The 14,243-nt window shown below is 63.3% G+C and carries 15 protein-coding genes; 9 read left to right on the forward strand and 6 right to left on the reverse strand.

Annotated features, from left to right (window positions below):
- Nucleotides 1-7: 7 nt before the first annotated feature.
- Entirely contained in the window at nucleotides 8-1,051 is a 1,044-nt protein-coding gene (gene phnD / locus QMG46_RS11545; RefSeq protein WP_281852658.1) for a phosphate/phosphite/phosphonate ABC transporter substrate-binding protein, read from the forward strand.
- Nucleotides 1,052-1,055: 4 nt separating this feature from the next.
- Here the strand turns inward: phnD and QMG46_RS11550 are convergent, their stop codons facing one another.
- Complete coding sequence (locus QMG46_RS11550; RefSeq protein WP_281852660.1) at nucleotides 1,056-1,922, reverse strand: YihY/virulence factor BrkB family protein; 867 nt, start codon at nucleotides 1,920-1,922, stop codon at nucleotides 1,056-1,058.
- 217 nt (nucleotides 1,923-2,139) lie between these two features.
- On the opposite strand from QMG46_RS11550, the gene QMG46_RS11555 reads away from it, so the two are divergent.
- Nucleotides 2,140-2,655, forward strand: a complete 516-nt coding sequence (locus tag QMG46_RS11555) for a hypothetical protein (RefSeq protein ID WP_281852661.1) — start codon at nucleotides 2,140-2,142, stop codon at nucleotides 2,653-2,655.
- A gap of 51 nt (nucleotides 2,656-2,706) precedes the next feature.
- On the opposite strand, the gene greB is transcribed toward QMG46_RS11555, so the two are convergent.
- Genes greB through QMG46_RS11570 form a run of 3 tightly spaced genes read right to left on the reverse strand, consistent with a single transcriptional unit; the run spans nucleotide 2,707 to nucleotide 5,357 of the window.
- Complete coding sequence (greB, locus tag QMG46_RS11560; RefSeq protein ID WP_281852662.1) at nucleotides 2,707-3,204, reverse strand: transcription elongation factor GreB; 498 nt, start codon at nucleotides 3,202-3,204, stop codon at nucleotides 2,707-2,709.
- A gap of 22 nt (nucleotides 3,205-3,226) precedes the next feature.
- Nucleotides 3,227-3,847, reverse strand: coding sequence for a DUF998 domain-containing protein (locus QMG46_RS11565; protein WP_281852664.1), 621 nt, complete (start codon nucleotides 3,845-3,847; stop codon nucleotides 3,227-3,229).
- Between the two features lie 10 nt (nucleotides 3,848-3,857).
- A complete protein-coding gene (locus QMG46_RS11570; protein ID WP_281852666.1) occupies nucleotides 3,858-5,357 on the reverse strand; it encodes a helicase HerA-like domain-containing protein in 1,500 nt (499 codons plus the stop codon).
- Nucleotides 5,358-5,499: 142 nt separating this feature from the next.
- On the opposite strand from QMG46_RS11570, the gene QMG46_RS11575 reads away from it, so the two are divergent.
- Complete coding sequence (locus QMG46_RS11575; protein WP_281852667.1) at nucleotides 5,500-6,999, forward strand: transglycosylase SLT domain-containing protein; 1,500 nt, start codon at nucleotides 5,500-5,502, stop codon at nucleotides 6,997-6,999.
- A 41-nt stretch (nucleotides 7,000-7,040) separates the two neighbouring features.
- Here QMG46_RS11575 and QMG46_RS11580 read toward each other — a convergent pair whose 3' ends face one another.
- Nucleotides 7,041-7,478, reverse strand: a complete 438-nt coding sequence (locus tag QMG46_RS11580; protein ID WP_281852668.1) for a hypothetical protein — start codon at nucleotides 7,476-7,478, stop codon at nucleotides 7,041-7,043.
- A gap of 161 nt (nucleotides 7,479-7,639) precedes the next feature.
- Nucleotides 7,640-8,482, reverse strand: coding sequence for an archaetidylserine decarboxylase (asd, locus tag QMG46_RS11585; protein WP_281852669.1), 843 nt, complete (start codon nucleotides 8,480-8,482; stop codon nucleotides 7,640-7,642).
- A 571-nt stretch (nucleotides 8,483-9,053) separates the two neighbouring features.
- Between asd and prmB the strand changes: the two genes are divergently transcribed.
- From prmB to QMG46_RS11615, 6 genes are all read left to right on the forward strand, one after another.
- Nucleotides 9,054-9,977, forward strand: a complete 924-nt coding sequence (gene prmB, locus QMG46_RS11590; RefSeq protein ID WP_281852671.1) for a 50S ribosomal protein L3 N(5)-glutamine methyltransferase — start codon at nucleotides 9,054-9,056, stop codon at nucleotides 9,975-9,977.
- A gap of 3 nt (nucleotides 9,978-9,980) precedes the next feature.
- Nucleotides 9,981-10,529, forward strand: coding sequence for a GNAT family N-acetyltransferase (locus tag QMG46_RS11595; RefSeq protein WP_281852672.1), 549 nt, complete (start codon nucleotides 9,981-9,983; stop codon nucleotides 10,527-10,529).
- A gap of 35 nt (nucleotides 10,530-10,564) precedes the next feature.
- On the forward strand, nucleotides 10,565-11,650 hold the full coding sequence (gene aroC / locus QMG46_RS11600; RefSeq protein WP_281852673.1) for a chorismate synthase: 1,086 nt from the start codon (nucleotides 10,565-10,567) through the stop codon (nucleotides 11,648-11,650).
- A 31-nt stretch (nucleotides 11,651-11,681) separates the two neighbouring features.
- Nucleotides 11,682-12,692: a 2-hydroxyacid dehydrogenase gene (locus tag QMG46_RS11605; protein ID WP_281852674.1), complete on the forward strand. Its 1,011-nt coding sequence runs from the start codon at nucleotides 11,682-11,684 to the stop codon at nucleotides 12,690-12,692.
- Between the two features lie 143 nt (nucleotides 12,693-12,835).
- On the forward strand, nucleotides 12,836-13,864 hold the full coding sequence (locus QMG46_RS11610; protein WP_281852675.1) for an aspartate-semialdehyde dehydrogenase: 1,029 nt from the start codon (nucleotides 12,836-12,838) through the stop codon (nucleotides 13,862-13,864).
- Complete coding sequence (locus tag QMG46_RS11615; protein ID WP_281852676.1) at nucleotides 13,864-14,145, forward strand: hypothetical protein; 282 nt, start codon at nucleotides 13,864-13,866, stop codon at nucleotides 14,143-14,145. The genes QMG46_RS11610 and QMG46_RS11615 overlap by 1 nt, the downstream gene beginning before the upstream one ends.
- Nucleotides 14,146-14,243: the final 98 nt, after the last annotated feature.

Here is a 14,243-nt window from a genome sequence, read left to right on the forward strand (position 1 = left end):
GGGATTCATGAGCAAGGCGATGTCGTGGCTGCGTCGATCGCGCGTGCTTGTCGGCGCGTATGGTGTGATTTATGCCTGCGTTCTTGCGCTCATGCCATGCCCTGGATTTGCTTTCGATGCGCAGCGCTCGCAAGCCGACCAGGTTGTTCACTTTGGCATTCTGCCGATCGGTAGCGCCGCCGAGTCGCGCAAGCAGTGGCAGCCGCTCCTGGATGACCTGGCGACGCAGCTGGGCCATCCCGTCAGTGCCATTTCAGTCAGCAGCTATGCTGGGCTTTCTTCGGCCATAGGCGATCAACGCGTCGATATCGCGTTCCTTTCCGGACGTCTGGCGATCGAGGCCGTACTGAAACAACGCATGGGTGTGGTGGCGCAATTCGTGCGTACCGATGGCGCTCTCGGGAATGTCGGCATGCTGGTCGTGCGCGGCGATGGACCGATTCGAAGCGTGGCCGATCTGCTTGCATCACCTGGACGCTGGCGTTACGCACGTGGCGAACCGTTGTCGGTTACCGGTTATGTCGCGCCAGAGGCGGAGGTCTTCGCGCCGCGTGGACTCAACTCCGATACGTTTTTTGCGAGCGTGCATATCGGCAACCATCAAAACAACATGCTCGCCGTGGTCAACAAGGAAGTGGACATCGCGACCAGCAACAATCCCGATCTCGATTTGTTCACGCGCAACTTTCCGCGCGAGGCCTCGCAACTGAAAGTCATCTGGCGATCCACCACCATTCCCTGCGGCGTGCTGGTCATTCGCGAAGGCATGCCCGAACCCCTGCGTTCGCAGCTGATTACTTTCATGCGCGAGTACGGCAAAGGCAGCGACGCCGCCGCGGCAAGCGAGCGAGCCAAACTTGCCCTGGTTCCGGACCTGGCCGGGTTCGACGCGGCAGACAGCCGCGTGCTCAAACCCTTCGTCGACATGGAATACACCTTGTTGCGCCTGCAGGCGAAAAACGGACGCTGGGTCAGCGAGCAGGCGCGCGATACGCGCCTGCATCAGATAGAAAGCCAGTACCTGCAGACGCTCGCCGCCTTGCAGCCGTGAACCCTCAGGACGCCTGCTGGGTACTGCGGGCATAGGGCCGCGGAAGGATCGGACATCCCCGTTCTTCGGCAACCGCCTGGGTCAGCTCCGCGCCGAGCAGCAGAATCAGCGCGGAGTAGTACACCCAGACCAGCAGCACCACGACACTGCCTGCGGGACCGTACGGGCCGCCGACATTCGAGTGGGCCAGGTAAACGCCGATGCCGAACTTGCCGATGGCGAACAGTACGGCCGTAAGGGCGGCACCCAATAGCGCGTCGCGCCACGCAATGATCGCATCCGGCAACACTTTGAAGATCGCGGCGAACACAAAAGTGAAAATCAGCAGCGAAATGAGCAGGTCCACGCCTTGCCAGGCGACGGTGCCACTATGCACGAAGGCTGCGATCATGGCGCTGGCGCTGAAGGAGATCACCAGCAGAAACGCCAGCGATAGCAGCAGGCCGACCGCGTGCAGGCGGGAGCGCAGATATCCCATCACGGCCTTGCCTGGATGGGGGCGCAGGTTCCATACGTGATTGATGGCGCCTTGCAACTGCGCGAACACCGCCGAGGCGCCGACCATTGTGACGGCCAGTCCGACCAGTCCCGCCCAGCTGCCCACGCCCGGCTTTTGCTTGGCATTTTCGATCACCAGGCTCACCGCATCGGCAGCGCGTGGCCCCACCATGCCGGTCATGTTGTTGATGAGCGAGGTCTGCCATTCGGGTCGTAGCGAGGCGAGTATCCATAGCAACAGCACCAGCAAGGGCGCGAAAGAAAGTGCGGAATAAAACGCCAGCGCAGCGGCGCGCGTCATCAGTTCGTCGTCACTGAACCCCGAGGCGGTACGGCGAACCACTTTCAGGCCCATCGACCAGGCGGCATGCATGGCAGGCTCCCAGGAACGTTCAACTTACAAAAAATAAACGTACGTCGCGCACCATGCTTGGCGCGGTGCCATGATTTTGTGAAATCCGTGCCACAGAGGCCCGGAAAGCGCCCCATGTCGACGGTTCGCAGCATGGTTGCTGTTCAAACTTCGGATGCTACGGTACGTTGCCACCAAGGGCGGAATAACGCATCCGCCAATTTCGGGAGATGACACGATGAAGTTTTTTGCAAACGGAGCGCGTTCGCTCCGCTACGGTTTTTCGGCACTGTTGATGGCCGCTGCCATGTTGGCCTCCACCGGTGCATTCGCACAGCAGGGGCCTGCCAATTCCCTGCCGGATGCGGACAAGCAGGCGATCAAGAATTACAACCTCAACGACGACGTCTTCAATCGTCTGCTCGCCGCGACCAAGGAAGCGAAGGCCGAGGGCATTCATCCTCAGTCTGCTCCGAACCCGGCGCAGATTCATAATCTGGACGATCTGACCCAGCAGGCGATGAAGGCCGACAACCGCATCGAGCCGCTGGTCAAGAAATACGGCTTCACGCCGCGCGAATTCATGCTGGCGAATCTTGCCTTGATGAATGCGGCGATTGCCTCGCAGGCCAAGACCGATCCGGAAGCGGCCAAGTACGTCGACCAGAACAAGGTCAACCAGGCCAATGTGGCGTTCTACGAATCGCATCAGGCGCAGCTCAATGCGTTGATGTCGCCCCCGCAGGGTCAGTAACCACTCAGGCGTTACGGCACGCCATCCCGATCGAGATCGGGATGGCGTGCTTCAATATTCCACGCCGATCACGACGAATCGCGTACGCCCGCCGGGCAATTCCGCCTCGAACTCGTCGTCGAGCCTTTTCTTCATCACGGCACGTGCCATCGGCGAATCCACGCTGATCCAGCCAAGCTTGGCATCGGTCTCGTCCGGCCCGACGATGCGGTAGCGCAGCGTTTCGCCGCTGATGGCGTTTTCCAGTTCGATCACCGCGCCGAAGAATACCGCTTCGCGATCGGATGGCGCGCCCTCGGCCACCTTGAGTATCGGGATGCGCTTGCTCAGATAGCGCACGCGCCGGTCGATCTCGCCCAGCTGTTTCTTGCGATAGGTGTACTCGGCATTCTCCGAACGATCGCCTTCGGCCGCGGCCGCGGCCAATGCCTTGACCACCTCCGGGCGCAGCGTATGCCATAGGTGATCGAGCTCGCTCTTGAGCTTCTCGAAGCCATCGCGGGTGATGATCGCGGTGGAGCTGGGGGAGGGCGGACGCCAACGGCTCATGGGAAGTACTGCGGTGCTTTCATCAACGGGAATGCATGCTATCGGGACCACGGCGCAAGCGATAGGCGGCCAGCATCAGCCATGCCGCGATCAGCACGATCAGTAGCTTCTGGCTGGCACCCCGCGGGAGCTCGCGCCAGAACGCCTGTACCCACATCGACACGAAGCAGACGGCGGCATAGAGGAAAGCCGGCTTGAACCATCGCCGCCAACGTGCATCGCCGCGCAAACGCCATGCCTGCAGGAGCATCGCGACCGTGGTGCACAAGAACGCGGTCTGCGCCACGACGCCATGAACATAGCCTTCGAATGCGGGTGGGTGTCCCGGTACGTCGGTATGCATGGCCGCCGTGGCGGTCAGTGCGATACCGCCGACAACGAACAGTAACGCCGGCGCCGCGCTACGTGCCGGCACGGATAGCGCGACATAGCTACCGACGGCGAGCAGGATCAGCGAGACTGACATCGCGACATAGCCGGCCTGCACCAGCCAGCCGTATGGGCCGATCAGATAGAAGCTATTGGGCACCCGCACCCAGTCCAGGTCCGGGCGCAGAAACTGCGCGAGCAAGGACGTAAGCACGAACGTGGTGATACCTGTCAACGCGACCGTTCCCAGGCGCGACACCCTGCCTGCATGCATCGTGGCCCCTTTAGCGCTTGCCGCCGAAAATGCTACCCAGCACGCCGCGAACGATCTGCTGACCGATCCGCGTGCCGACAGTACGGCTGGCGGATTTGGCCATCGCTTCGATCATGCCCTGACGGCGACCGTTGCCGAGCAGGGCGTCGCGAATTGCGCCGCCCCAGCCGGCATTTTCGTCGGCACCGGCTGGCGCTTTCTTGACGGCGACCTGCGCTTCATCGGCTTTTTCGCTGGCGCGCTTGGCGAGCATTTCTGCCGCCGACTCGCGATTGATCGGCGTGTCGTATTTGCCGCCGACAGGTGAGCGTTGCCGGATGGTGCTGCGCTCGGCCTCGGTAATGGCGCCGATGCGTGCGGTTGGCGAGGTCACCAGTACTTGTTCGACCGGCGTCGGCACACCGCCTTCGCGCAAGGTCGATGCCAGGGCTTCGCCCACGGCAAGCTGGGTGATCGCCTTGGTGACGTCGATCTTCGGATTGGCGACAAAGGTTTCCGCGGCCGCTTTTACCGCTTTTTGATCGCGCGGCGTAAAGGCGCGCAGCGCGTGCTGCACGCGGTTGCCCAACTGGCCGAGGATGTTGCCGGGCACGTCATCGGGATTCTGCGAGCAGAAATACACGCCCACACCCTTGGAGCGGATCAGCCGCACGACCTGCTCCACGCGCTGCATCAGCGCGGGCGGCGCGTCGTCGAACAGCAGGTGCGCCTCGTCGAAGAAGAACACCATCTTGGGCTGGTCGAGGTCGCCCACTTCCGGGAGCTGCTCGAACAGTTCCGACAGCAGCCACAGCAGGAAGGTGGAGTACAGGCGTGGCTTGAGAATCAGTTGATCGGCCGCGAGCACATTGATCACGCCGCGGCCGCTCATGTCCTGGCGCATCAGGTCGGCGAGCTCGAGTGCGGGCTCGCCAAAGAATTGATCGGCGCCATCCTGTTCCAGCTTCAGTACGGAACGCTGGATGGCCGCGATGCTTTGCGTGCTGATCAGGCCGTAGTTGGTGGAAATGTCCTTGGCGTTCTCCGCGGCGAAGCCGAGCAGGGCGCGCAGGTCGGACAGATCGAGCAGGAGCCAGCCCTGATCATCGGCGACCTTGAAGATCACCTCGAGCACGCCTTCCTGGGTGTCGTTCAATTCCAGCACGCGGCCCAGCAGCGTGGGGCCCATCTCGCTGATGGTCGCGCGTACGGGGTGGCCAAGCTTGCCGTAGATATCCCAGAAGATCACCGGATTGGCCTGCGGATGCCAGTCGGTGATGCCGAGCTTGTCGAGCCGGGCCTTGAGCTTGTCGCCGGCAGGGCCGGCCGGCATCGACAGGCCGGCCAGATCGCCCTTCGCGTCGGCCAGAAAACAGGGCACGCCAAGTTTGGAAAAGCCCTCGGCCAGCACCATCAGCGACACCGACTTACCGGTTCCGGTAGCGCCTGCAATCATGCCGTGGCGGTTGCCGTAGCGCGCATCCAGATTGACGCTGGCTTGGTCGTTACGGCCGATCAAAATATCAGTCATGGCATTCCATCCTTACGAAGGCCGCACGATTGTAGTCGTACTGACGAATCGCCGCGTGCGCGAGCGACGACGTCTACGGTTCGTTGAGTCCTGACGAAGCGGCGGGTATGGTGAGCGCTTTGATCGCCTGAAGAAGTCTCCGATGCCGGCAGCCACCGCCCCCCGTTTCTTTCGCATGATGCCGCTCGCCGCGGCGATCACCCTGTTGGCGGCCTGCGCCAGCGGCGGTACGCCCAAGCCCGTACAGGCGCCTGAGCTCAACACGCTTTATGCCCACCTCGATCAGGCCAGCAAGGGCTACGAGACTGCCTTGCAGCAGGCGCGCGAGGGCAATACCGAGGCGTCGGAGAAATCGCTGAACGACGCACTCGACCAGATGAAGGACGTCTCGGCGCATTGCGGCGGCACGTCCGGCTGCGATACGCAGCGCGTGTTTTCGGTGTACGACCGCCTGTTGCGTCTGAAGGACGGCAGCTTCTTCGCCGGTGACGACAACGACACTCTTGGCGACCAGGCACCGGAAGGCGGCATCGACGGCAAGACTGGCGCGGCCAGCTTGCCCGAAGCGCAGCGCAGCGTGACCTTGCTGCGTGGCCAGAAGCTTTCCGAATTGATTGCGATCAACGGCCCGGTCAAGGCAGCGATGGAGATGTGGCTGACCCAATGGCGTCCGCAGTTGATGGATGCTTACGTCAATTACCAGTTCATGCGCTATCGCATGTGGCCGCAATATGAGCGGGCCGATCTGCCCGAGGCGTTGCTGTTCGGCATCATGGCCAAGGAATCGGGCGGCAAGGTGCACGCGGTTTCGCGCTCGGGCGCGGCCGGCCCGCTGCAGTTCATGTATGCCACGGGCATGCGCTTCGGCCTGGGCAATCAGGACGGTTTCGATACCCGCTTCGATCCGGCCGAGGCGGCGCGCGCGAACGCCGAGTACATGGACGAGCAGCTCAAGCAGTTCAACAACAATCTGGAAATGACCCTGGCGGCCTACAACGGCGGTGAAGGGCGCATGCGCCGCATGGTTGGCGACGACCCGTCGGTCAGCTTCTACGATCCCAAGATCTACAACCAGCTGTCACAGGAAACCCGCGAGTACGTGCCGGCTGTGCTGGCTGCCGCATGGCTGTTCCTGCATCCGGAAAGCTACAACCTGCGTTTCCCGAAGGTGGACGGTGCCGCGGGCAGCATCGTGCTGAAGCGGCCCGCTTCGCTGACCGAACTCACCGTTTGCCTGGGGTCGGCCGGCGGCATGAACGACGGCTGGTTCCGCACCTTGCGCAACTTGAACCCGCGCCTGGATCCGCAGGTGTCGCAGCCGAGCGGCGTGCGTCTGGAGGTGCCCAAAGTGCTGGAAAAGGCGTATACGGCCCGCTGCGCCGATGGCCCCTGGCCGATCCTGGCCAACGACCTGCACACTGCGGTGATTCCGGTGGTTACGCCGGTTGCATCTTCGCCCAGCGCCTCTCGTCCGTCGACCTCGTCCCGGACGCGTAGCTACACGGTGAAGCGGGGCGACACCTTGTCGAGCATCGCACGCAAGTTCGACTGCGCGGACGTGGAAGACATCGCGCGCGGCAATGACCTGAAGCACCACCATTTGAAGGTGGGGCAGACGCTCAAAGTACCGATGTGTAAGTAAAACAGGAAAGGGCCGGCGCGGCCGCCGGCCCTGTGGCCTTATCAGGCGACAGCCGTCGACGTCATCCACTCTTCGGTGGCATCGGTGCGGCTATGGGCTTCCTTGAGCTCACGCAAGACCCGCATCAGCTGACGGTGCTGGGCCTGCAGGTTTGCATGGGGCGAATCCTTGGTCTCGTGGTAAGCCACCGCGAGCCAGAGGGCGACGCCGCGCATCGAGACTTCGGCGTTGTCCGAGCGCGCGCGCGAATAACCGATATCGGTGCCTTGGCCCCAGGGCAGGTAACGCTCTTCGGGTGCGGTGCCATACAGATGGGGAAAGTCGTTTCGCGATGCCTGTCCGATCTCACGCAACGCCATGGTGCCCAGGCGGCCACGACTGCGGGCCGGGAGCGCACGAATGCTGCGCTCGATATCTCGAAACTGTCGTCCAAGCTGACGCGCGCGACTCATCGCAATGAAGCGGGTAACGATACGCATGAAGTGTCCTCGCAGTGACCTGTGCGTGAGACCCTCGATCCCCTGTGTCCCCCGGGGCCTCCGAGGGCGGAGCTTAACGGGCTTTGCGGTCCCGGTGCGCCAAAAAGGTCACAAAACGACGAAACACGTCACTTTTCCGTGAAGGACACGGCAAGAGGACATCAAGAGCTCAGCTGGCCCAGCCGCTGGCCGACGCGCAGGGCTTGCTGTGACGCCCAGGCGTCCAGTCGTACCGCCCCTTCCGGAAACAGCACGATCACCGTCGAACCCATATTAAAGCGCGCCATCTCGGCGAAGCGTTCTAGCGTAATGTTTTGACCTTCAAAGGATTTGCGCCGGATATGCGAGGCGTAGGGCGGGATCACCAGGCCGTCCCACACAGTGGCCACGCTGGACACCAGGATCGCGCCGACCATCACCACCACGAACGGGCCATGCTCGCCCTCGAAATGGCAGACCAGGCGTTCGTTGCGGGCGAACAGGCGCGGGATGGCCTCGACCGCGAAGGGGGCGACGCTGAAGATGCGCCCCGGCACATGCACGGTTTCCTTCAGTCGGCCGGCCAGCGGCATGTGCACGCGGTGGTAGTCGCGCGGCGACAGGTAGATGGTGGCGAAGCTGCCATTGCGATACGGCGTTGCCGCGTTCTCGTCGCCAAGCAGTTCGGCGGCGGTGTACTCCTGCCCTTTGGCCTGGAAGATCCGTCCGTCGACGATGGCGCCGGACTGGCTGATCTTGCCGTCTGCAGGGGAGAGCACGCTGTGGGCCGAATCGTCGGCCTTGCGTGCGTCCGGGCGCAGCTTGCGGGTGAAGAACGCATTGAAGTGCTGGTAGGCCAGCGGGTCGGGCTGCGCCGCTTCGGCCATGTCGACGTTGTAGCTGCTCACGATCTTGGTGATCAGGAAATTCTTCCAGGGCTTGAATGTCCAGCGGGTCGCCCAGTAGACGATGCGTGACAGGAAGCGGTGGGGGAGGATGTATTGCAGGAGTACGTTGAAGGTCATCCGGCCAGTATAAGGAAGTGGGGTGTTGTTGCGCTCGCCTGCGCCGCCTTTGGATTACTAGCTTCCCCATTCTCGTCATCCCCGCGAAGGCGGGAGGCGCTTTACAACAGCGAAGCTGGTCATCCAGTGACTTCGGTGTCGGGTTGTCGCGAGAGCGTGCATCGCTCTGGCCTGGCGTTCGTGCGAGGAAGTCGCCTACGGCGTGTTTCACCGACCTGCCGGTCGCCGAGTTACTTTCTTTGCTTGTCCAAAGAAAGATAACCAAAGAAAGGACACCCCGCGTCCGCCGTCCTTCGGACCGTGAGGTTTGGCCGGGCTTTTCGACAGAGCCTGTCCCGGACTTGATCCGGGAACGTCCCTGTCCTGTCGAAAAGGACTCGGCGTCCATGCCGAGCCCCCCTTCGGGGCCTTATCGTCCAAACCTCACTCGGCTCCCGAGGGGCCCCGAGAGCTGACTGCTCGCTTCGCATCGCTTGCGAAAGGCAGAGAGCAAGGCGGAGTCTTCCCCGTTCCCCGTTCCCCGTTCCCCCACCCGCTATACTTGCCCACCCTCCATCAACTCCAAGCCCCCGTGACCGCCGAACTCGCCTCCATCATCGACTTCATCCGCTATGGCGCGAGCCGTTTTTCCGCGGCCGGGCTGACCTTTGGGCACAGTCACGACAATCCGATCGACGAGGCGACGCATCTGGTGCTGGCCAGTCTGCATCTGCCGCCGGATATTCCGCCGGCGTATGGCGCGGGCAAGCTCACCGCCGAGGAACGCAAGCGTGTGCTCGATCTGATCGAGCGGCGTGTCAGCGAGCGTCTGCCGGTGGCGTATCTGGTGGGGGAAACCTGGTTTGCGGGGTTGAAGTTCAAGAGCGATCGCCGGGCGCTGGTGCCGCGTTCGCCGATCGCCGAGCTGATCGAGTCGGGCTTTCAGCCGTGGCTGGATCATCGCCATGTCGAGCGCGCGCTGGACCTGTGCACGGGGTCGGGCTGCATCGGTATCGCGATGGCCGAATACAACCCGGATTGGCAGGTCGATATCGTCGATATCAGCGACGACGCGTTGTCGCTGGCGCGCGAGAACATCGTGTTTCAGCATGTGGAAAAACGCGTCGAGGCGGTCAAGTCGGATCTGTTCGACGGCCTCAAGGGGCGTCGCTACGATCTGATCGTCTCCAATCCGCCTTACGTCACCGAGGACGAATACGCTGCACTGCCGGGCGAGTACAGCCATGAGCCCAAGCTTGGCTTGACCTCGGGCCAGGACGGCCTGGATATCTGCGTGCGCATGCTCGACCAGGCGGCGGACTATCTCAGCGACGACGGCCTGCTGATCGTCGAAGTGGGCGAGAGCGAGCATGCTCTGGCGGCGCTGTTGCCCGAGGTCCCGTTCGTGTGGATCGAGTTCAAGGTCGGCGCGATGGGCGTGTTTGCGCTGGAACGCCGTGATCTGATCGAGCACGCCGACGCGATTCGCGCGGCCGCACAAGCCAGGGGCGTCTGAGGGATGCAGTTCGATACTTCTCGACTGCGCATCGACGCGCTGCGCGCCGACGATGCCGAGGCTTTTTTTGCCTATCGTGCCGATCCGGTAGTGATGCGTTATCAAGGCTGGTATCCGGCGACGCTGGACGCCGCACGGACGTTTATCGATACGCAGGCGCAGTTGACGCCGGGTACGCCGGGCTGGACGCAGCGGGCGATACGTCTGCAGGACGGCACCCTGATCGGCGATCTGGGCGTCCATTTGCCGGAAGATCCGGATGCCACGGCGGAGTTCGGCATCAGCCTGGCACCCGCCCGGCAGGGTCAGGGCTTTGCCATCGAAGCCATGCGGACGCTGTTCGACTGGCTGTTTGGCGAGCGGGACATGCGGCGCATCGTCGCTTCGGTCGATCCGCGCAATGAAGGCAGCATGGCCTTGCTGGGCAGGCTCGGGATGCGTCAGGAAGCGCATTTCCGCGAGGCCTACCTGCTGCGCGGCGAGTGGGTCGACGATGTGGTTTTTGCGATGCTGGCCCGCGAATGGGCGGCGGCGAGTGGCGATTCGCGCTAAGCTCGGACAGGTTTTTCTTTGGCCGTCCAGCTCTCGTGTCCAGCAACTCTTTCGGCAAGCTCTTTACCGTTACCACCTTCGGCGAAAGTCACGGCCCGGCGATCGGCTGTGTGATCGACGGTTGCCCGCCTGGTCTGGCGCTCGCCCCCGAGATGTTTCGCGGCGATCTCGATCGCCGCGCCACGGGGCGTAGCCGGCATACCTCGCAGCGGCGCGAGGCCGACGATATCGAAATCCTTTCCGGGGTCTACGAGGGACGCACCACCGGTACGCCGATCGGCCTGCTGATCCGCAATACCGACCAGCGCAGCAAGGACTATGGCGACATCGCCCAGACCTTCCGTCCCGGCCACGCCGATTACACCTACTGGCACAAATACGGCATCCGCGATCCGCGGGGCGGCGGGCGTTCGTCCGCGCGCGAAACCACCATGCGCGTGGCGGCGGGCGTAGTGGCCAAGGCCTGGTTGGCCGAGCGGGGCATCGTGGTGCGTGGCTACCTGGCGCAGCTGGGCGAGATCGTGCCGGCTGCGTTCGACTGGGCCGCGGTCGAGGACAACCCGTTCTTCTGGCCCGACGCACAACAGGTGCCGGCGCTCGAAAAATACATGGATGCCCTGCGCAAGTCCGGCGATTCGGTCGGCGCACGCGTCAACGTGGTGGCCGAAGGCGTGCCGCCGGGTTGGGGCGAACCGATCTATGGCAAGCTCGATGGCGATCTCGCCTCCGCCCTGATGTCGATCAACGCGGTCAAGGGCGTCGAAATCGGCGATGGTTTTGCCGCGGTCACCCAGCACGGTAGCGAGCATCGCGATGAAATGACCCCCGACGGTTTCGCTTCCAACCATGCCGGCGGGATTCTCGGCGGTATCAGCACGGGGCAGGCCGTGACCGCGTCGATGGTGCTCAAGCCGACCTCGAGCATCCTGGTGCCGGGTCGCAGCGTGAACCTGGCTGGCGAGCCTGTCGAAGTCGTGACCAAGGGGCGCCACGATCCTTGCGTGGGCATTCGCGCCACGCCGATCGCCGAGGCGATGATGGCGCTGGTGCTGATCGATCACGCCTTGCGCCATCGGGCACAGTGCGGCGACGTGGGCGATATGTCGCCCCGCTTGAGCTGAGCAACACCTCATACAAAAGAAAGCCGGAACGATGAGTACAAAACGCAAGGTCTGGGTGTCGCGCCCGCTGTTTCCCGATGTGTTGGCGCACTTGGCCGAATATGTTGACCTCGAAGCGGAAACCGTCGAAGGCACACGCACCCCGGCACAGCTGAAAGCAAAACTCGCCGATGTCGATGGGGCCATATTGGGCCTGTCCGAGCGCGTCGATGCTGGCGTGCTCGAAGGCAATACGCGCCTGAAGGTGATCGCCAACCTCGGCGTGGGCTTCAATAATTTCGATGTCGAGGCGATGACCGCGGCCGGTGTGCTCGCCAGCAACACGCCCGATGTGCTGAACGAAAGCGTGGCCGACTACGCCTGGGCGCTGATGCTTGCAGCCGCACGCCGGGTCAGTGCGAGCGAGCGTTGGCTGCGAGCGGGACATTGGCCCGGCAGCGCCACGCGCTTCGATGACTGGCTGGGCGTCGACGTGCACGGCAAGACGCTGGGTATCCTGGGCATGGGGCGGATCGGGCAGGCGATCGCGCGGCGCGCGTCCGGCTTCGATATGCGCGTGCTCTACCACAACCGCTCCCATCTGCCCGAACAGACCGAGCGCGAATGCCGCGCCAGCTGGGTCGAGAAAGCCCAACTGCTGCGCGAGTCGGATCACCTGATCCTGGTGCTGCCGTTCACCCCGGCCAACCGACACGCCATCGGTGCGCCCGAGCTGGCCCAGATGAAGCCCTCGGCGGTGCTGGTCAATATCGCGCGTGGCGGTATCGTCGACGATGCGGCGCTCGCCGTGGCCTTGCGCGAGAAGCGGCTGGCTGCCGCTGGCCTGGATGTCTTCGAGGGCGAGCCCTCGGTGCATCCGACGCTGCTGGATTTGGACAATGTCGTGCTGAGCCCGCATATTGCCAGCGCCAGCGAAGATACGCGCCACGCCATGGCCCGGCTGGCGGCGGACAATGTGCTGGCCGCGCTGGGTCTGGGCGAGTCGGCCAGGCATCCGCCGACCGCGCTTAATCCAGAGGTCATGGCGAACTGGTCAGATTAACGACCCGGAATAGTTGCAAAGCGTGACGACATTCACGCGCAGGCGTGTTGTCGGTTGTTTTACCCGCTATCCCAGCTAGATTTCCGCAGTTGCGGACGTCGGCGTCGTGATGGCGGCCTCCGAACCCCTATCGATAACGGAACATGAGCAAGAAGAGCAGCTACAAGGTGGCGATGGTCGGCGCGACAGGCGCCGTGGGCGAGACGTTGCTGGCGATTCTCGCCGAGCGCGACTTTCCGATCAGCGAACTGGTGCCGCTGGCGAGCGAGCGCTCGGCCGGCGAACGAATCACCTTTGGCGGCAAATCGATCGTGGTGAAAAACCTGGCCGATTACGATTTCGACGGCGTCGATATCGCCTTCTTCTCGGCCGGCGGCTCGGTCAGCCGCGAGCATGCGCCACGCGCCGCCGCGGCTGGCGCGGTAGTGATCGACAACACCTCCGAGTTCCGCTATCAGGACGATATCCCGCTGGTGGTCAGTGAGGTGAACCCTCATGCGATCGCGCAGTACACCACGCGCGGCATCATCGCCAACCCCAATTGCTCGACCATGCAGATGCTGGTCGCGCTGGCGCCGATCCATCGCAGCGTCGGCATCGAGCGCATCAATGTGGCGACCTACCAGTCCGTGTCCGGCGCGGGCCGTTCGGGCATGGAAGAACTCGGCAAGCAAACCGCTGCCTTGCTGGCCTTCCAGGAAGTGGAGACGAGCAAGTTTCCCAAGCAGATCGCCTTCAACGTGATCCCGCAGATCGACGACTTCCAGGACAACGGCTACACCAAGGAAGAAATGAAGATGGTGTGGGAGACGCGCAAGATCCTCGAAGACGAGTCGATCCAGGTGAACCCGACGGCGGTGCGCGTGCCGGTGTTCTATGGACATGCCGAGGCCGTGCATATCGAGACGCGCGACAAGATCACCGCCGAGCAGGCGCGTGCGCTGCTGGAGCAGGCCGAAGGCGTGGTCGTGCAGGACGAGCGCAAGCCCGGCGGCTATCCGACACCGGTCGGCGACGCGGCCGGGCAGGACCCGGTTTTCGTCGGGCGCATCCGCGAGGACATTTCGCATGAGCACGGCCTCAACCTGTGGGTCGTTGCCGACAATGTCCGCAAAGGCGCGGCGCTCAATGCCGTGCAGGTCGCCGAAATTCTGATCCAGGACTACCTGTAATGATCGTTCGCCGTGCCATCGCCCTCTCTATCGGCTGCCTGATCGCCGCTGCGGCGATGGCCGGTGACAACCCGCCGGCCCAGGCGGGCAAGCAAAAAGCCAAGCTCGACCGCCAGCTCGACCAGCAAAGCGCCCAGGTCCAGCAGCTGCAGCAGGACGTGGCCCAGCAAGAGGCCAAAAGCCGTGCCGCAGCCCAGCGCGGGCAGCAGCAGGACCAGGCGATCGAGGACCTGCGGCGGCAGTTGAAAGAGGTCCAGGCGACCAAGGGGCAGGGGCACTAAAGTCCCCCGGCAGTGAGAACCGACCGCAGCAATGCGTTGTAAACATTGGCCACAGCTATTGTTGATTGGCTTATATCTAACTAAAGTGGCGCCACATT

The sequence above is a fragment of the Dyella sp. GSA-30 genome (assembly GCF_027924605.1).
Lineage (GTDB): Bacteria > Pseudomonadota > Gammaproteobacteria > Xanthomonadales > Rhodanobacteraceae > GSA-30.